We start from the raw sequence: 17,357 nt of genomic DNA, 5'->3' as shown, positions 1-17,357 counted from the left end.
CGTGACGCGCGCCATGATGCTGCTGCGCGCCAACGCCTTCGCGTCCAACTATTCCGGCCCGCGGGTCGAGCTGGTCGGGCGGCTCATCGCGTTCCTCAACGCGGGCCTGCATCCGGTGATCCCGCAGAAAGGGTCCGTCGGCGCCTCGGGCGATCTCGCGCCGCTGGCCCACATGGCCGGCGCCGTCTGCGGTTTCGACGAGGCCGACATGGTCTATCAGGGCCGCGTCATGCCGGCCCGCGACGCCATTCGCCTGGCGGGCTTCGATCCCGATTTCGAGCTCGGGGCCAAGGATGCCTCCGCGCTCATCAACGGCTCGACCACGTCGCTGGCGCTCGGGGCTCTCGCCACCCACGATGCGCGGCGCCTGCTCAAGCATGCCGATATCGCCATGTGCCTGTCGCTCGAGGCCATGCGCGGCGAATTGGCTGCCTTCGATCCGCGCGTGCACAAGGCCCGTCCGCATCCGGGCCAGGCCAAGGTCGCGCGCAACCTGCTGCGGATCCTCGATGGCTCGAAGCGCTGTTCACAGGATGCGCGCGACATCGTCTTCCCGGACGAGCCGCGCCAGCCCGGCCAGCCCGCATCGCCTCGCGTTCAGGACGTCTATTCCTTGCGCTGCACGCCGCAGGTTCATGGGCCCGTGATCGAGGCGCTGGAATATGTGGAGCGCATCATCGGCACGGAGATGAACTCCGCCACCGACAACCCGCTGATCTTCGACGACGGGCAGGGCGGCTACGTGTCGATCTCGGGCGGACACTTCCACGGGCAGTACATGGCGCAGGCCATGGATTTTCTGGCCATCGCCATGGCGGATCTCGGCACCATCTCCGAGCGGCGGCTCGCGCGCCTCGTGGACCCCACCATGTCCTACGGGTTGCCGCGCAACCTGCTCGCCGGCAAGCGCGGCCTCAACACTGGCTTTGCCACCGTGCAGTGCTCTATGTCGGCGCTGGTCATGGAAAACCGCAGCCTTGCCACGCCGGGCTCGGTCGATTCGATCCCGGGCAAGTCCAACGCGGAGGATCACATCTCCAACTCCACTTGGTGCGGGCGCAAGGCGCGCATCATCGTGGAGAACGTGGAGCAGATCGTGGCGGGCGAACTCCTCATGGCAGCCCAGGCGCTGACCCTCGTGGAGCCGCTTGCCGGAGACTACCCCCTGGGCAAGGGCTCGCGCGCCGCCATGGAGGCGATCCGCGCCGTCATTCCGCCGGCCCTCGAGGGCGACCGCTGGTACGCCACCGAAATGCGTCAGGCCCTCGACCTCGTGCGCTCCGGCGCCGTGGTCGAAGCGGTCGAGAGCGCCATCGGCGAGCTGGAATAAACGAAAAGGCCCGGTCATCCCGGGCCTTTGATTGTTGGAGGCGATGCCGATCAGCGGCAGCGGCGAATGGTGCGGTAGACCACATTGCCGTTCGGGCGGACGATGCGCTCGCGGATGGTGCGGCAGCGATCCACCCGGCGCTGCCAGGCGGGGACGCCACACCGGCGAACGGTGCGATAGACCACGCGGCCGTTGGGGCGCACCGTGCGAATGCGACGCGTCACGCAGGCCACATTGTCCACGAGCGACGGCGCCTGAATCTGCTCAGGGCTGAAACGCGCATGAGCTGCGTCAGGAGCGGCGAGGAAGCCGGCACCGAGAGCGAGGGCGAAAGCGGGGAGAATGATGGCGCGCATGTCCATTCCTTATCGTTAGGGGAGGGGCTGACGACAACGGCAGGTCTATGCCATGGTTCCTGAAGCCGGAATGAACCTCATGTTGCCACGTGTTACGATTAGCCCCGTTCAGGCCTCGGATGGCGCCGAGCTGGTGACGGCCAATCTCGCCAGCATCGATCTGCACGAGCCCTGGGTCTCGCCCTGCCGCGATCACGCGAGCTTCCTCGGTTACCTTGCCCGCTGCGACGGCGAGCGCTCCATGGGCTTCATCGCCCGCGAGCGGGAGAGCGGACGGATCGTCGGTGTCGTGAACCTGAACGAGATCGTGCGCGGCTTCTTTCAGAGCGCCTATATGGGCTATTACGGCATGGCCGGCATGAGCGGACGCGGGCTGATGAGAGAGGCCGTGAGCCTCGTAGTGACCCATGCCTTCGGCGAACTCGGGCTGCACCGGGTGGAGGCGAACATCCAGCCCGCCAACCAGCCCTCCCGCGCCCTCGTGCAGCGGCTCGGATTCCGCCAGGAGGGCTTCTCGCCCCGCTACCTGAGGATCAACGGCGAATGGCGCGACCACGAGCGCTGGGCGGTGCTGGCGGACGAGTGGAAAGGCTGATGCTCAGGCCGTGGGTGAAAGCTTCTTCTGCAGGAAGAAGCGGTTGTTGCCGACAGGATAGTCCTTGAGTTCGCCGAAGACTTCATAGCCCAGGCGCTGGTAGAGCGGGAGCGCCATCGGGTTGAGCGTGTCGAGCCAGGCCGCGTGACAGCCGCGCCGCCTTGCTTCCTCTTCGGCCATGGCGATGAGCTGTGTGGCGAGACCCATGCCGCGCAATGCGTCGGGCACGAAGAGCAAGTTGATCGCGAGCCATCCGCCGGACGTGCGGCCGCAGAGGCCTCCGACCGGCTCATGAGTCTCGGGATCGCGGATGGCAATGGCAAGATCCTGGCCTGACGGATGGTCGGGGAACAGAGTCGCGTTGAACCCACGGATGCCGTCGACAGCGACTTTCTGAACCAAGGAATCGTCATCGACGAACGCGAGTGTAGGCACTTGTGTCATTGAATGAACCTTACGCAGTCATCTGCTTCACGGCGCCGAGCAGCACACGCGCAGCCACATCCGCATCCTCGACGGTGATCGACTCCGCCGGGTTGTGGCTGATGCCGCCCTTGCAGCGCACGAAGAGCATGGCGGAGGGGCAGAGATTGGCCATCGCGACCGCGTCATGGCCCGCACCGGAGGCGAGGTGAAGCGGCTCGATACCGAGGTCCCGCACGGCGGCCTCCAACCGTTCGATCAATCCCTTGTCCATGGGGGTGGCGGGCGAATCCATGAACGGCTCGATGACGAGCTCGACGCCGCGCCTCTGGGCTGCCGCCTGACACTCCGACAGGATGTCCTGCACCATAGCCTCGCGCACCGCATCGTCCGGCGCTCTCGCATCGAGGGTGAAGTCGACCCGCGCGGGGATCACGTTGATCGCGCCGGGCTGCACCTGGGCGACGCCTACGGTCGCCACCGTATCGGTGCGCGTGGAACCGGCGCGCTCCACGATGCCGATCATCTCGGCCACGGCGGCCAGCGCATCGCGGCGCATATTCATCGGCACGGTGCCGGCGTGGCCTGCCTCGCCGATCACGTGAGCGCGGGCTCTTGTGATGCCGTTGATGGCGGACACGATGCCCACCGGCAGGTCTTTTGCTTCGAGCTGCGGGCCCTGCTCGATATGAACCTCGAGATAGCCAAGAGTGCGCGCCGGATCGCGGGCGAGAGCTGCAACGCCCGCCGGATCGCCCCCGAAGGCGACCAGCGCATCGCGCAGCGCGATGCCGTCCTGGTCCCGGCCGTCGAGCCATGCCGGGTTGAAGCGGCCCGCGAGCGCCGAGGAGGTGGAGAGATTGGTCGGGAAGCGAACGTTCTCCTCGTCCCCGAAGGCCACGATCTCGATCGGACAGGAGGACGTGATCCCCTGATGCCGCAACGCCTCGACCACCGCGATGCCGAGCACCACGCCGAGATTGCCGTCATAGCGGCCGGCATCGACCACGGAATCGATATGGGAGCCGATGATAAGGGCGGGCGCGTCGGGATCGGCGCCTTCCATGCGGCCGATGACCGAGCCGAGCGCATCGATATGCGCATCGAGCCCGGCAGACTGCATCATGCTCAGCGTCGCTTCGGCGGCCTTGCGATGGGCGGTGGACAGATAAAGCCGCGTGATGCGACCGGGCTCATCCGTATGCTGGGCGAGATCCTCGATCATCGCCATCACGCGGCGGCCGAGGGTGAAATCGGTAGCGTTTGTCATGGCCGGGAGAGTTTCAGGAACCGGGCCGCTTCGCAAGAGGCGAGCAGCCCGGATTCAGAACCCTTACGCCGCGACGCCGAGCTTCTTCTGCAGGCTCGTGGACGAGGTCGTGTATTGGAACAGGAGCTTCTTCTCCGGGTACACGTAGCGGTGCACTTTCTGCGCCGCCAGCGCGCCCTCATGGAAGCCGGAGAGGATGAGCTTCAGCTTGCCCGGATAGGTGTTGATGTCGCCGATGGCGAAGATGCCGGGAACGTTGGTCTCGAACTTCTCGGTATCCACCGGGATCAGGTTCTCGTGCAGGTTCAGGCCCCATTCGGCAATCGGCCCGAGCTTCATGGTGAGCCCGAAGAAGGGCAGCATCACGTCGCAATCGACGAGGTGTTCCGAGCCGTCATCCTTACGGACCACGGCGCCTTCCAGCACGTGATTGTCGCCCTTGAGCGCACTCACCTGTCCGAGGTGAAGATCCATGTCACCGGCGGCGACCAGGGAGCGCATCTTCTCCACCGTATGGGGCGCGGCGCGGAAGGCGTCGCGGCGGTGGAGCAGGGTGAGGCGCTTGACGATGGGCTGCAGGTTCACGGTCCAGTCGAGGGCGGAGTCGCCGCCGCCGACGATCAGCACCTTCTTGCCCCGGAACATCTCCATCTTGCGCACGGCATAGAACACGCTCGTGCCCTCATAGGCCTCGATGTTGTCGATCGGGGGTTTCTTGGGCTGGAACGAGCCGCCGCCCGCCGCGATGATCACGGATTTGCAGACGAACGTGGTGCCGTTCTCGGAGGTCTTGACCCGGAACAGGGGCGCCTCGGGCGTGCCGATGGATTCCAGGCTCTCCACCATCTCGTTGAGGTGGAAGGTGGGGTTGAACGGCTCGACCTGCGCCATCAGGTTGTCGACCAGCCCCTGGCCGGTCACCATCGGGAAGCCCGGGATGTCGTAGATCGGCTTTTCCGGGTAGAGCTCGGCGCATTGGCCGCCCACCTTCGGCAGGATGTCGATGAGGTGGCATTTGATATCGAGGAGGCCCAGTTCGAACACGGCGAACAGGCCCACGGGCCCGGCACCGATGATGACGACGTCCGTTTCGATATGGTCGGTCATAAACAGGCTCCTTCGAGAGGCCTTTTCGAAAGCACGGCCTCTCCGTCTTGGCAATGTGGCAGGGTGTCGATCAATCCCCGGTGGGCGCCAGGGTGACTTCCAAGCCGTCGAGTTCGGGGGTCCACAGGATCTGGCAGGACAGGCGGGAACTGGACTTTGTCACCACCGTGTCGAGCTGGTCCTCCTCCTCCTCCGTGGGAGGAAAGAGCTTGTCCATCCACTCCTCGGCCACGAAGACGTGGCAGGTGGCGCATTCGCAGGCTCCGCCGCATAGGCCCTCGATGGGCAGGCCCCAGTCCCTGATGATCTCCATGACCCGCCAGCCCTCGATGGCCTCAAGGGTGTGGCGCTGGCCGGCCCGGTCGGTCACATGGATGACGCCCATGAAGCGGGAATTCCTTCGTGTGGATTCTGGGATGGGGCGCAGGAGGTGCGCCGGGTGGGCTGGATATCGGCCTTTCGGCCCGCCCCGTCAATGGTTTAAGGGCCTGGTTTGTTTCCGGGGCTTGACCCTCCTAGACCCCAAGGGCGTCCGCTCTCAGAGCCTCGTTCGCCATGAGCTCGGCCATGGAGCCCTGGAAGCGGATTTCGCCGCGCTCGATCACGCAGGCCTGGTCGCTGATGCCCGCGGCGAAGGCCCAGTTCTGCTCGGAGAGCAGCACGGCCACGCCTTCCGCCTTCATGGCCCTGATCGCCTCGGCCATCATCTGGACGATCACCGGGGCAATACCCTCCGAGGGCTCGTCGAGCAGGATCGCATCCGGGTTGCCCATGAGGGTGCGGGCGATGGCCAGCATCTGCTGCTCGCCGCCGGACATCTGGTTGCCGCGCCGCCCGCGCATCTCGGCGAGGTTGGGAAAAAGCCGGAACAGCCGCTCCGGGGTCCAGGGCGAACGGCCGGCGGGGGCAGGTCGGCGCCCCGTCACCAGGTTCTCCTCGACGGTGAGGTCGGTGAAGATGCGCCGGTCCTCCGGCACGTAGCCGAGGCCCAAACGGGCGATCTTGTAGGTGGGGAGCCTGGCCAGGGAATGACCCTTGAAGGTGGCCTGCTTGGCCGAGGCCGAGACCAGCCCCATGATCGCCTTCAGGGTGGTGGTCTTGCCTGCCCCGTTGCGGCCGACCAAGGCCATGACCTCACCGGCCTGGAGCCGGAAGGTCAGATCGAACAGCACCTGGGCGCGGCCGTAGAAAGCGCAGAGGTTCCAAACTTCGAGAAGCGGCGCATTCATGCGGGGCTCACTCCTCTCGGCGGCTCAAGAGCACGCTCGTCGCCCAGATAGGCGCGCTTCACCTGCTCGTCCTGCCGGACCTCGTCCGGGGTGCCTGCGGCGATGATCTGGCCTCGCAGGAGCACCAGCACCCGGGCCGCATGGCCGAAGACCACGTCCATGTCGTGCTCGGTGAACAGAACGCCGATGCCCTGCGACTCGGCAATGGAGGCGGTGAGATCCATGAGCGCCGCCCGCTCGCGCGGAGCCATGCCGGCGGTAGGCTCATCCATGAGGAGCAGCTTGGGCTGGCCGGCGAGCGCGATGGCGAGTTCCACCCGCTTCACGTCGCCGTAAGCGAGCGCGGAGCATGGGGTATCTGCCGCCTCGGCCATGCCGACGCGCGAGAGCAATTCGACGGCCTTGTCGCGATGGCGCTCGCGGGCTGCAGTCCAGAGGCCGCTGCTCTGCCGGTTGCAGCTGATCAGCGCCATCTGGACGTTCTCGGCAGCGCTCATGGAGAGGAATGTCTGCGCCACCTGGAAGGTGCGCCCCACGCCGCGGCGGAAGCGCTTCTGCGGCGACGCGTGGGTGATGTCCTGCCCGTCGAGCAGAACCTGTCCGCGATCCGGTCGCAACTGGCCGCCCACCATGTTGAACACGGTGGATTTGCCGGCGCCGTTCGGTCCGATGATCGCCAGCATTTCGCCGCGCGCCACCGTGAAGGTCACGTCGCGGGCCGCCACCACGCCGCCGAAGGATTTGTGCAGGCCGTTGACAGCAAGAAGCGTCATGCCCGCGCCTCCCACCAGTCACGGACGGTGCCGACGAGACCGCGCGGGAAGATGAGCACCATGGCGATGATGCTCAGCCCCAGCAGCAGCCGCCACAGGGATGTGAGCGGCATGATCCAGTCGCGCAGGGCATGCAGGGCCGCAGCACCCACCAGCGGCCCCATCACGGTCTGGATGCCGCCGAGGAGCAGCATCGTGAGCGCGTCCACGGAGGTGGAGATCCCGAGCAGGCTCGGATCGACCGAGCCGCGGGAAAACGCATAGAGGCCCCCCGCAAGGCCGGCCGCGGCACCGGCGATCATGAAGGCCATCCAGCGATGCTGACGAACCTTCAGCCCGATGGCCTCGGCACGGGATTCCGAGTCGCGCGCCGCCCGCAAGGCATAGCCGAACGGCGCATCGATGATGCGTTTCAGGAGCAGCACCGTGACGACCGTCAGCGCTGCGGTCAGCAGGTAGTAGGGGGCTGGCCCGCTCGCCCAGGACGACGGCCAGACACCGACGATGCCGTTGTCGCCGCCGGTCACGTCCACCCATTGGAACGCGACCGCATAGAGGATCTGCGCGGCTGCGAGCGTCATCATGGCGAGATAGATGCCGGACAGGCGCACCACGAAGGCACCCACCAGGCACGCGCCGAGGGCCGCGAGAGCAAGCCCGAGAGGCAGCGCTGCCTCCATCGAGACCCCGTACCATTTGACCGCGAGCGCCGCCCCGTAGGCGCCGAGGCCGAAGAAGGCCGCATGGCCGAAGCTCACGACCCCGCCAACGCCGATGAGCAGCTGCAGGCTGAAGGCGAAGAGTGCGAAGATCAGGATCTCGGTGGCGACCTTCAGGAGATAAGCATCTGCCAGCAGCGGAAAGGCGGCGAGAACCGCAATCACAACCAGCAGGATGAGCTGACGGCCGGGCAGGGGAGCCCGGCTGGAAATGCCCACCGCGTGCGTTCCGCCGACGATCTCGGCCCGGCCGAAGAAGCCATGGGGACGGATTGCCAGCACCACGGCCATGAGCAGGAAGACGACGACGAGCGTGCTTTTCGGGAAGATCAGGATGCCGAAGGCCTGGAGTTGCCCGATGATGAGCGCTGCGAGGAAGGCACCCGGTACGCTGCCCATGCCGCCCACCACCGTGACCACGAAGGCCTCGGCGATGATGGAGAGGTCCATGCCCGTATTGGCCGAGACGCGCGGGATCTGGAGCGCGCCGCCGAGGCCGGCGAGAAACGCGCCGAGAAACAGCGTGCCGGTGAAGAGCAAGGCCTGATTGACGCCGAGCGACGCCACCATGTCGCGATCCTGCGTGGCCGCACGCACCAGCACGCCGAAGCGCGTCTTGCGCAACAGGAGCCACACGAGGCCGAGCACGATAGGGCCTGCCGCGATCAGCACGAGTTCGTAGGAGGGAAAGCGTCGTCCCAGAATCTCCACCGGCGCGCGCAGTCCCGGCGCGCGCGGCCCGAGAATGTCCTGCGGGCCGAAGACCTGCACCACGAGATCCTGCACCACCAGCACGACACCGAAGGTGGCGAGCAGTTGGAAGAGTTCCGGCGCGCCGTAGATGCGCCGCAGGAGCAGCACCTCGATGATGACGCCGATGAGCCCGACGATGACGGCCGAGGCCAGGATGCCGGCCCAGAAGGTGACGGGTCCAAAGGAGAGTTCGAGCAGCCGCGGCACCAGGGTCGCGGCCGTGTAGGCGCCGATCATGTAGAGCGAACCGTGCGCGAAGTTCACGATCCGCGTGACGCCGAAGACGATGGTCAGACCGCAGGCGGTGATGAAGAGCGAGGAGGCGCTGGACAGGCCGCTGAGGGCCTGAACGGCGAGGAAAGCGGGGTCCATTCCTTACCCTCCCCTTGAGGGGGAGGGTCGGCCGTCAGGCCGGGGTGGGGTGGGAAGCGCAAGCGCCTCCGATTGAGGCGAGCCATACAAGGCCGCGTAAATGGTGTCGAGAACGCCGTTCATGTTCTCGGAAAGTTCGGCGTTCCAGAAGCGGACGACGCGGTAGCCTTCCGCTTCAAGCCAGCGGGTCCGGGCTTCATCTTTGGCGGCGACTTCATCCTCGGAATGATGACCACCATCGAGTTCGATCAGGAGGCGGGCCTTCAGGCAGGCGAAGTCGGCGACATAGGGGCCAATGGGAACCTGCCTGCGAAAGTGACTGCCGTAGACGGGAATGTTCTTCAGCGCGCGCCAGAGAACCTGCTCCGGCTCCGTGGTGTTCGAGCGGAGCTGCTTTGCTCTTTCGCGTCTGAAGCGGTTGATGTTCGACATGACTGGTTTTCTGTTGTGGCACCACCCCACCCCGACCTACGGTCGACCCTCCCCATCAAGGGGAGGGTGAAGGCGCGTCTAGTCCTTCCGAACCGCCTTCACCTCGGCCTCCGTCGGCATGAACGAGGCGCCCTCCTTGTAGGTCCAGTCCGTCATGCCCCCAGTTGCACCCTTCAGCACGAGCTTGCCGACCCAGGCGCCCATGGTGGACTGGTTGTCGATGCCGCGCATGGTGATCGGGCCGATCACGGTGTCGAACTTCGCATCCTCAAGCGCCTTGATGATCGCTTCCGTCTCGGTGGAGCCGGCGCGCTCGATGGCGTCGCGGATCATGGTCATGACCATGTAGCCGAGCAGCGAGCCGAGGCGCGGCGTGTCGTTGTACTTGGCGCGATAGGCGTCGATGAAGGCCTTGTGCTTGGGTTCCTTGATCTCGTCCCAGGGATAGCCGGTCACGGTCCAGCCCTCGGGCACCTCGTCCTTGAGCGGCAGCAGCCATTCGGGCTCCCCGGTCAGGAGCGACAGAACCGTGGTGTCCTCGAACAGACCGCGGGTGTTGCCCTCGCGGACAAACTGGGTGAGGTCGGGGCCGAAGAGCACGTTGAAGATGCCGTCAGGCTTGGCCTGCTCGATGGCGGACGCGGTGGCGCCCGCCTCGATCTTGCCGAGCGCCGGGTATTGCTCGGCGACGATCTGCGCGCCGGGCACCCGCTCCTGGATCAGGCGCTTGAACACGGCGGCGGCCGACTGGCCGTACTCGTAGTTCGGCGCCACGATGGCCCAGCGCTTGGCCCCGGAGGCCTTGGCCTGATCGACCAGCATGCCGACCTGCATGAAGTTGTTGGGCCGGACGCGGAAGGTGTAGCGGTTCCCCTGAGCCATCGTCACGGCATCGGTGAGGGGCTCGGCCGCGATGTAGACGATCTTCTTCTGGTTGGCGTAATCGGCCATGGCGACGCCGACATTGGACAGGAAGGAGCCGAAGAGGAGCGAGACGCCCTCGCGGCTCACGAGCTCGTCCGCCACGCGGGTGGCGCTGCCCGTGGTCGCGCCATCGTCGCGGGAGACGATCTCGATCTTGCGCCCGAGCACGCCGCCCTTGGCGTTGATCTCCTCGAGGGCCATCTGCCAGCCGTTCCGATAGGGCACGGTGAAGGCCGCCCATTGCGCATAGGAATTCAGCTCGCCGATCTTGATCGGGGCCTGCTGCGCCTGAGCCACCGGTGCCCCGAGGGCAAGCGCCGCTCCAAGGGCAAGCCAGGCCGGAGCCAGCCAGCGGATCGTCGATATTGTCGCCATGACGGCATCCCTTCAGTCGAGAACGTGCGAGGATTTAGGGCCAACCGGGTCGAGAAGAAAGACACAAACTGCCAAGGTTCGCGAAATCCTGCCTTGCCCGTCACCGGGAGAGGATGACACATTCGCCGTCCTTTCCGTTCCTTCATATGGCAGATCCATGCTCCTCGACCGCGATCCCGCCCACGCCTTCATGCCCTATCCGGCCGTTCCGGTTCCCCATGCGCCGTCAGGGCCGCTCTCCGGTCTGACCTTTGCCGCCAAGGATCTGTTCGACGTGGCGGGCTACCCGACCAGCGCGGGATCGCCCCACATGCTCGCCATGTCGGGCATCAGGACCCGCACGGCTCCGACCGTCCAGAGGCTGCTCGATGCCGGCGCGCGGCTCGTGGGCAAGACGATCACGGACGAACTGGCCTTTTCCATGAGCGGCAAGAACGCCCATTTCGGCACGCCGGTGAACGGCGGCGCGCCCGACCGCATTCCCGGCGGCTCGTCCTCGGGCTCGGCGGCGGCCGTGTCGAACGGGTTGTGCGATTTCGCTCTCGGCACCGATACGGGCGGGTCGGTGCGGGCGCCGGCCAATCATTGCGGCCTCTTCGGCATCCGGCCGACCCATGCCCGGGTGAGCCTCGAACTCTGCCACGACCTTGCACCCTCCTTCGACACCTGCGGCTACTTCACCCGCGACGGCGCCACCTTCGAGCGGGTCGGCGAGGTGCTGCTGGGCGAGGACACGACTCCCCTGCCGCAGAAGCCTCGCGTGCTCCTGGGGCGGGATGCCTTTGGGCTGCTGCACGGGGCGGTGCGGGAGGCGCTCGCGCCGGCCCTGCGCCGGGCGGAAGCCGTGCTCGGCGAGGCGCAGGAGGTCGATGTGGCAACAGAAGGCTTCACGGCCCTCTACTGGGCCATGCGTTACATCCAGAGCCGGGAGGCCTGGACGGTCGATGGGCCGATGATCGAGCGCTACAATCCGCCCCTCGGCCCTGGCGTGGCCGACCGCTTCGAGTTCTCCAGGGCGGTGACCGACAGCCAAGTCACGGAAGCCCAGGTGATTCGCGCCGCCTTCCGCAAGCGGTTCAGCGCCCTGCTCGATGGCGCCGTGCTGATCCTGCCGACCATGCCCGACATCGCCCCGCTCCTCACCGAAAGCGACGAGTCGCTGAACGATTACCGCAACAACGCCCTGAACCTGCTCTGCCTGTCGGTGCTGACCGGCCTGCCGCAGGTGTCGATCCCGCTCGCCTCCCGGTCCGGCGCTCCGCTGGGGCTGTCGCTGATGGGGCCAGCCGGGTCGGACCTGAGCCTCGTGCGGCTGGCGCGCCGCATCGCCGAGAGCGCATAACCCACGGGACCCATCGGACGCCGCCGGAGTTACCGGCAGAGCGAGAAGCAAACCACGAGCCTGTTTGAGGGGAAGCCATGACCCATCCAGCCGTTCACCCGGAAACGCCGCATGTGGCGGTGGCCAGCGCCTGCGTGCTGGGGGAGGGGCCGGTGTGGGACCACCGCTCGAACACCCTGTTCTGGGTCGACGTCAAGAACCCGGGGGTGTGGCGCTACCGGCCGGACACGAAGGAGCATTTCCGTGTCGATGCGCCCGAGCGGATCGGCTTCATCGCCCTGACCCCTGACGAGGATGTGGTGGTCGCCGGCTTCAAGTCCGGCCTCGCCCGCTTCAATCTCGAGACCGGCGCGGTCGAGCCCATCGTGTCTCCCGACAAGGACAAGCCCAGCAACCGCATCAACGACGGCCATGTGGGCCCGGACGGCGCAATCTATTTCGGCACCATGGACGACGAGGAGGAGAACGCCTCCGGCGCCTTCTGGCGCTGGGACGGCAGGGAGCTGACCCAGTTCCATTCCGGCATCGTGGTCACCAACGGTCCAGCCTTCAGCCATGACGGGCAGAGGATCTACGCGACCGACACGACGGGCCAGACGATCTATGCCCTCGATGCGGGCGGGGGCTCCATCGGCGAGCCGCGCCCCTTCACCCGCTTCGAGCAGAGCTGGGGACATCCGGATGGCATGGCGGTCGATGCGGAGGGGCATGTGTGGGTCTGCCATTGGGGCGCCTCGCGCATCACGCGGTTTGCTCCCGATGGCACCGTGGAGCGCACCGTGTCGGTTCCGACCGCCCAGGTGACCAAATGCGCCTTCGGCGGGCCCGATCTCACCACGCTCTACATCACCACCGCGGCCATCGGACGTGACCCGCATATCGACGTGATGGCGGGCCATCTCTTCAAGGTGGAGACCGGCGGCATCCGCGGGCTGCAGACCAACCTCTTCGAGGGATAGGCACCATGAGCATCGAGCGCTTCGGCTCCCTCAACGGGCAGGACGTCCTGCAGGTCTCATTGCAAGGACCTGACGGCATGGAGATGAAGGTCCTGACCTGGGGCGCGGTGGTGCGCGATCTCGTCGTGCCCTCCTCAGGCGGATCGCAGCGCGTGGTGCTCGGGCTCAACTCCGTCGAGGATTACGTCGCCCATTCCCCCTATTTCGGCGCCATCGTCGGACGCCACGCCAACCGCATCAGAGGCGCTTGCTTCACCCTGAACGGGGAGACCTATCGTCTCGATGTAAACGAGGGCAGAAACCAGCTGCATGGCGGCACCATGGGCTTCGGCACGCGTCTGTGGAGCGTCATTGATCACACCGCCGCCAGCGTCACCTTGAGCCTCGTGTCGGAGGATGGCGACATGGGCTATCCGGGCCGGCTCGTTGCGACCTGCACCTACACGCTCCTGCCGTCATGCGGGTTGCGGATTGTACTGGAGGCCACCTGCGACCAGCCCACGCCGGTGAACCTTACCACCCACGGCTACTTCAATCTCGATGGCAGCGCGGACATCTCAGCTCACGAGCTGATAATCGCAGGCGATCACATCACGCCGACGAGGTCCGACCTGATCCCCACGGGCGAGATCAGAGCCGTGGCGGGAACCGACTACGACTTCACGGCCGCGAGGCCGATCCATGGAGCCCAGCACACCCTTTACGACACCAATTTCGTCCTGCGCGGCCCTTATGGCGAACTTCGTCATGCCGCGACCTTAACTTCGCCCAAGAGCAGCGTGTCCATGGAGCTCTGGACCACGGAGCCCGGCGTTCAGTTCTATGACGGGCACCTGCTCGATATGCCCGTTCAGGGATTGGGAGGAGCCAGATACGGCCGGCATGGAGGGCTCTGCCTGGAGCCGCAGCGGTTCCCCGACAGCCCCAATAATGCCCATTTTCCGTCGTCTCTTCTGATGCCAGGTCAGGTATCACGCCAGGTCAGCGAGTTGAGGTTCTCTCGCTGACGCAAGGAACTTTGCTCATGCATGCGGGTTCTTCTTTGTAGGCGTTGCGTTTCCAGACAAACACAAACAGTAGGGGATGGCGCCCATGCCGGTGCTTGATGCGAAAGCCTTGGAAATCGATCCCAAGGGAATGATTTTCCTGAAGAGCATCCTGCGCCCGCTCGCCTCTTCCGAGGTAACCCCGAAGGATAAGTCCCGCGTCGGTCGGATCCGGCTTCACATGCCGCGACGGGTGCGCGAAGCCGTCACCGGCACGGCGTGACGGGCTCTCTCGAGCCCGCCGCCTTTCTCACTCAAGCATCTGTACCCGCAGGGACCAGCCCACGCTTGGCCAGGAGAGCGTCCGCCGTCGGCAGGCGCCCTCGGAATGCCGTGTAGGCCTCGGCCGGATCGCGCAGATTGCCGGAGGAGTAGATGAAGCGCTTCAGCTTGTCCGCCATGTCGCGGTTGAAGGCATCGCCTGTCTCCTCGAAGGCTGTGAAGGCGTCTGCGTCGAGCACCTCCGACCAGAGATAGCTGTAATAGCCTGACGAATAGCCGTCGCCCGAGAACACGTGGGTGAAATGCGGAGTGCGATGACGCATGATGATCTCGCGCGGCATGCCGATTTTCTGCAGGGTCTCCGCCTCGAAGGCGGATGCGTCGAGATTGCTCAGGTCCTTGCGGCGGTGCAGCTCCAGATCGACGAAAGCCGAGGCAAGAAACTCGATCGTGGCGAAACCCTGGTTGAAGTTGCGCGCCGCCATCAGGCGCTCGAGCAGTTCCTCCGGGATCGGCTCGCCCGTCCGGTAATGGGTTGCGTAGCGGCGCAGGATATCGGGCTGGGAGAGCCAGTGCTCGTAGAGCTGTGAGGGCAACTCCACGAAATCCGTCGACACGGCCGTTCCCGCGAGAAGCGGGTAGGTTACGTTCGAAAGCAGGCCATGCAGGCCGTGACCGAATTCATGGAACAGGGTGCGTGCGTCGTCGAAGCTGAGAAGCGACGGCTCGCCCGCGCCGCCTTTGGCGAAGTTCATCACGTTGACGATGATCGGGCGAATGTCGCCGGTGAGCTTTTCCTGCGAGCGGAAGGCGCTCATCCAGGCGCCGCTGCGCTTCGATGAACGTGCGAAATAATCGCCGATGAAGGTGCCGATATCCTGGCCGCTCTCATCCACCACCTGCCAGGCGCGAATGTCGGGATGATATTTCGGGAAGTCCTTCAGCTCCTGGAAGCTCAGGCCGAAGAGCCGATGCGCTGTCTCGAAGGAGGCTTCGATGATGCGGTCGAGCTGGAAGTAGGGCTTGATCGTCGCCTCATCGAGATTGTGGCGCGCCATGCGGACCTGATCCGCGTAATAGCGCCAGTCCCACGGCTCGACGGCAATGTTGTCGCCGATGGATTGCGCCTGAGCCTGCAGGTCGTTGCGCTCCTCCTCCGCACGGGCGCGGGCCGGCGTCCACACGTCGTTCAGGAGCTTCATCACGTTGTCCGGCGTCTTCGCCATCGTGTCGGCGAGCTTGAAGTCGGCGAAGGTCTCGTAGCCTAAGAGCTTCGCCCGCTCGGCGCGCAGGGCCGCCGTCTCGGCGATGATGGCCTTGTTGTCGGTCGCATTGCCGTTGTCGCCGCGTGCGGCCCAGGCCTTGAAGGCCTGCTCGCGCAGGTCGCGCCTCTTGGAGAACTGCAGGAACGGCTCGATGCTGGAGCGGGAGAGCGTGATAACGTATTTGCCCTTCAGCCCGCGATCCTCGGCGGCTTGGGCAGCGGCCTCGCGCAGGAAGGAGGGCAGGCCTTCGAGATCCGCCTCGCCGTCGAGAACGAGCTGATAGGATTTCTCGTCCGCCAGCACGTTCTGCGAGAACTGCGTGCCGAGGCTCGCGAGCCGCTCGGTGATGGCAGCGAGCCGCTTCTTATCCTCGGGCCCGAGCTTGGCGCCGGCGCGCACGAAGATCGTGTGATAGCGGTCGAGAACACGCATCTGCTCAGGGTCGAGGCCGAGGCTCTCGCGCTTGTCGTAGAGCGCGGCCACGCGCCGGTAGAGCGCCTCGTTCATGAAGATGCTGTTGCGGTGCTTAGCGAGAACCGGCGCCATCTCGCGCTCGATGGCCTGAAGCGCATCGTTGGTGTGCGAGCCGGCGAGGTTGAAGAACACGCCGCCCACCTTCTTGAGCGTCCGGCCGCTGCGCTCCAGCGCCTCGATGGTGTTGGCGAAGGTCGGCGCTTCCGTGCTCTCGGCGATCGCCGCGATCTGGGATTGCTGCTCGGCGAGCGCGGTGTCAAAGGCTGGCCTGTAATGCTCCGGCGCGATGCTCTCGAAGGGCGGAAGACCGAACGCGGCCGTCCATGGCGTGAGAAGGGGATTGCCTGCGAGAGCCGCGTCTGAAGCCGTCATGGTCGCTCCTGCCTGTTGATTGGGAGACCTGAAGTCTTAGTCCCGTCAGCCATCCACGGAAAGGGGGTCTGAGTTCGTCGACGCCCGGTTGCCGGCGAGGTGGCGCTGCAGGAAGGCCAGTGCCCTGCGGCTCGCGTCCTCCTCCGCAGCGCCCCTGAAACCGTGGCCCTGGCCGGGATAGACCTTCACCTCGTGCGGCACGTTCTGCTGGCGCAGCAGGGCTTCCACCGCATAGGCATTGGCCACCGGCACGATGGGATCGGCCGAGCCGTGCAGCACCAGGGTCGGCGGCAGCCGCGAGGTGGTGGCGATCGCGCCCTGCGGCAGGGGGCCGAAATAGTTCACCAGCGCCTTCACGCGCGAATCGGTGCTCGACACGGCCAACCCTAAGGCAGCGCCCAGGGAAATGCCCACGATGCCGATACGGCTCGAATCGGCGCCCGGATGATTCGCCGCGAAGGTCAGGGCATCCTGGACCGTGCTCATCCAGGGCATGAAGTTCTGGAACAGGGTGCTGAACGACGCCCGCTTCTCACCCGTGCGGTCGAGATAGTGAACCAGGTGAACCTGATAGCCGGCGGCCGCCACGTCGCGAGCCGCCTCGCGGTACTGGCTGTTGTAGCCTAAGCCGTCGGCGCCATGCAGCATGAGGAGCGTGGGACGGGGCGAGGCGCCGGGCCCCTGAAAGGTTTCGACGGCAATCGCCTTGCCGCCGCTCTTGAACGCGTTGCGCTGTGCGGTGAGGGGCATCGAGAGGGACTTGTCCTGTTGGGCCTGGGCGGTGGAAGAGGCAGCAAGGGCTGCCCCGATCAGAAGGTTGCGTCTGGTGATCGACATGGGAGATTGAAGCCGCTCGGCGGGAATTTCGTACCCTTGAGATGGGTGCGCATCCTTAAGGCTTGCAGATGGCAAAAGGTCCCAGCATTTTGAACGGACACGCTTTCGGCCAAGCTTAAGGATCGTTTCAGGCTTGAGCACGTTGTTTGCAGGCCAGCGGGATCGTCCCGCCGGCCTGCAGA

At 65.8% G+C, this 17,357-nt stretch carries 18 protein-coding genes; 6 read left to right on the top strand and 12 right to left on the bottom strand.

The window, feature by feature from the left end:
- Nucleotides 1-1,330 (top strand): aromatic amino acid ammonia-lyase (locus MA07_RS20370; RefSeq protein ID WP_036355896.1); only part of this gene is annotated, 1,330 nt, incomplete at its 5' end.
- A 50-nt stretch (nucleotides 1,331-1,380) separates the two neighbouring features.
- Here the strand turns inward: MA07_RS20370 and MA07_RS20365 are convergent.
- A complete protein-coding gene (locus MA07_RS20365) occupies nucleotides 1,381-1,686 on the bottom strand; it encodes a hypothetical protein (protein WP_152568946.1) in 306 nt (101 codons plus the stop codon).
- 79 nt (nucleotides 1,687-1,765) lie between these two features.
- Between MA07_RS20365 and MA07_RS20360 the strand changes: the two genes are divergently transcribed.
- Entirely contained in the window at nucleotides 1,766-2,281 is a 516-nt protein-coding gene (locus tag MA07_RS20360) for a GNAT family protein (protein WP_081929083.1), read from the top strand.
- Nucleotides 2,282-2,284: 3 nt separating this feature from the next.
- Here MA07_RS20360 and MA07_RS20355 read toward each other — a convergent pair whose 3' ends face one another.
- The 9 genes from MA07_RS20355 to MA07_RS20315 form a co-directional block, all read right to left on the bottom strand.
- Nucleotides 2,285-2,725 carry a GNAT family N-acetyltransferase gene (locus tag MA07_RS20355; protein WP_036355890.1) on the bottom strand — a complete coding sequence of 147 codons (441 nt, stop codon included), beginning with the start codon at nucleotides 2,723-2,725 and terminating at the stop codon, nucleotides 2,285-2,287.
- A 10-nt stretch (nucleotides 2,726-2,735) separates the two neighbouring features.
- Nucleotides 2,736-3,974 carry an allantoate amidohydrolase gene (locus tag MA07_RS20350; RefSeq protein WP_036355889.1) on the bottom strand — a complete coding sequence of 413 codons (1,239 nt, stop codon included), beginning with the start codon at nucleotides 3,972-3,974 and terminating at the stop codon, nucleotides 2,736-2,738.
- Nucleotides 3,975-4,037: 63 nt separating this feature from the next.
- The gene (locus MA07_RS20345) at nucleotides 4,038-5,081 is read right to left on the bottom strand and encodes an NAD(P)/FAD-dependent oxidoreductase (RefSeq protein ID WP_036355886.1); all 1,044 of its coding nucleotides are present in this window, start codon (nucleotides 5,079-5,081) and stop codon (nucleotides 4,038-4,040) included.
- 70 nt (nucleotides 5,082-5,151) lie between these two features.
- Complete coding sequence (locus tag MA07_RS20340; RefSeq protein WP_036355883.1) at nucleotides 5,152-5,466, bottom strand: 2Fe-2S iron-sulfur cluster-binding protein; 315 nt, start codon at nucleotides 5,464-5,466, stop codon at nucleotides 5,152-5,154.
- Nucleotides 5,467-5,596: 130 nt separating this feature from the next.
- A complete protein-coding gene (locus tag MA07_RS20335) occupies nucleotides 5,597-6,310 on the bottom strand; it encodes an ABC transporter ATP-binding protein (RefSeq protein WP_036355880.1) in 714 nt (237 codons plus the stop codon).
- Nucleotides 6,307-7,083 carry an ABC transporter ATP-binding protein gene (locus MA07_RS20330; RefSeq protein ID WP_036355878.1) on the bottom strand — a complete coding sequence of 259 codons (777 nt, stop codon included), beginning with the start codon at nucleotides 7,081-7,083 and terminating at the stop codon, nucleotides 6,307-6,309. The genes MA07_RS20335 and MA07_RS20330 overlap by 4 nt, the downstream gene beginning before the upstream one ends.
- A complete protein-coding gene (locus tag MA07_RS20325) occupies nucleotides 7,080-8,927 on the bottom strand; it encodes an ABC transporter permease (protein WP_036355875.1) in 1,848 nt (615 codons plus the stop codon). The genes MA07_RS20330 and MA07_RS20325 overlap by 4 nt, the downstream gene beginning before the upstream one ends.
- 3 nt (nucleotides 8,928-8,930) lie before the next feature.
- Entirely contained in the window at nucleotides 8,931-9,359 is a 429-nt protein-coding gene (locus MA07_RS20320; protein WP_036355872.1) for a DUF559 domain-containing protein, read from the bottom strand.
- 78 nt (nucleotides 9,360-9,437) lie between these two features.
- Nucleotides 9,438-10,658, bottom strand: coding sequence for an ABC transporter substrate-binding protein (locus tag MA07_RS20315; protein ID WP_052003367.1), 1,221 nt, complete (start codon nucleotides 10,656-10,658; stop codon nucleotides 9,438-9,440).
- Between the two features lie 157 nt (nucleotides 10,659-10,815).
- On the opposite strand from MA07_RS20315, the gene MA07_RS20310 reads away from it, so the two are divergent.
- The 4 genes from MA07_RS20310 to MA07_RS30230 all read left to right on the top strand — a co-directional run bounded on the left by MA07_RS20310 (nucleotide 10,816) and on the right by MA07_RS30230 (nucleotide 14,228).
- The gene (locus MA07_RS20310) at nucleotides 10,816-12,000 is read left to right on the top strand and encodes an amidase (RefSeq protein WP_036355870.1); all 1,185 of its coding nucleotides are present in this window, start codon (nucleotides 10,816-10,818) and stop codon (nucleotides 11,998-12,000) included.
- A 77-nt stretch (nucleotides 12,001-12,077) separates the two neighbouring features.
- Nucleotides 12,078-12,959, top strand: a complete 882-nt coding sequence (locus MA07_RS20305; protein WP_036355867.1) for an SMP-30/gluconolactonase/LRE family protein — start codon at nucleotides 12,078-12,080, stop codon at nucleotides 12,957-12,959.
- 5 nt (nucleotides 12,960-12,964) lie between these two features.
- Complete coding sequence (locus MA07_RS20300) at nucleotides 12,965-13,966, top strand: aldose epimerase family protein (RefSeq protein ID WP_036355864.1); 1,002 nt, start codon at nucleotides 12,965-12,967, stop codon at nucleotides 13,964-13,966.
- Between the two features lie 85 nt (nucleotides 13,967-14,051).
- Complete coding sequence (locus MA07_RS30230; RefSeq protein ID WP_160195463.1) at nucleotides 14,052-14,228, top strand: hypothetical protein; 177 nt, start codon at nucleotides 14,052-14,054, stop codon at nucleotides 14,226-14,228.
- Between the two features lie 31 nt (nucleotides 14,229-14,259).
- Here MA07_RS30230 and MA07_RS20295 read toward each other — a convergent pair whose 3' ends face one another.
- A complete protein-coding gene (locus tag MA07_RS20295; protein ID WP_036355861.1) occupies nucleotides 14,260-16,338 on the bottom strand; it encodes a M3 family metallopeptidase in 2,079 nt (692 codons plus the stop codon).
- 45 nt (nucleotides 16,339-16,383) lie between these two features.
- Nucleotides 16,384-17,175, bottom strand: coding sequence for a dienelactone hydrolase family protein (locus tag MA07_RS20290; RefSeq protein ID WP_244445307.1), 792 nt, complete (start codon nucleotides 17,173-17,175; stop codon nucleotides 16,384-16,386).
- Between the last annotated feature and the right edge of the window lie 182 nt (nucleotides 17,176-17,357).

This window comes from Microvirga sp. BSC39, from assembly GCF_000739015.1.
GTDB lineage: Bacteria > Pseudomonadota > Alphaproteobacteria > Rhizobiales > Beijerinckiaceae > Microvirga.
The sequence above is the reverse complement of the archived record's forward strand: the minus strand, read 5'-3'. Positions and strand labels throughout refer to the sequence as shown.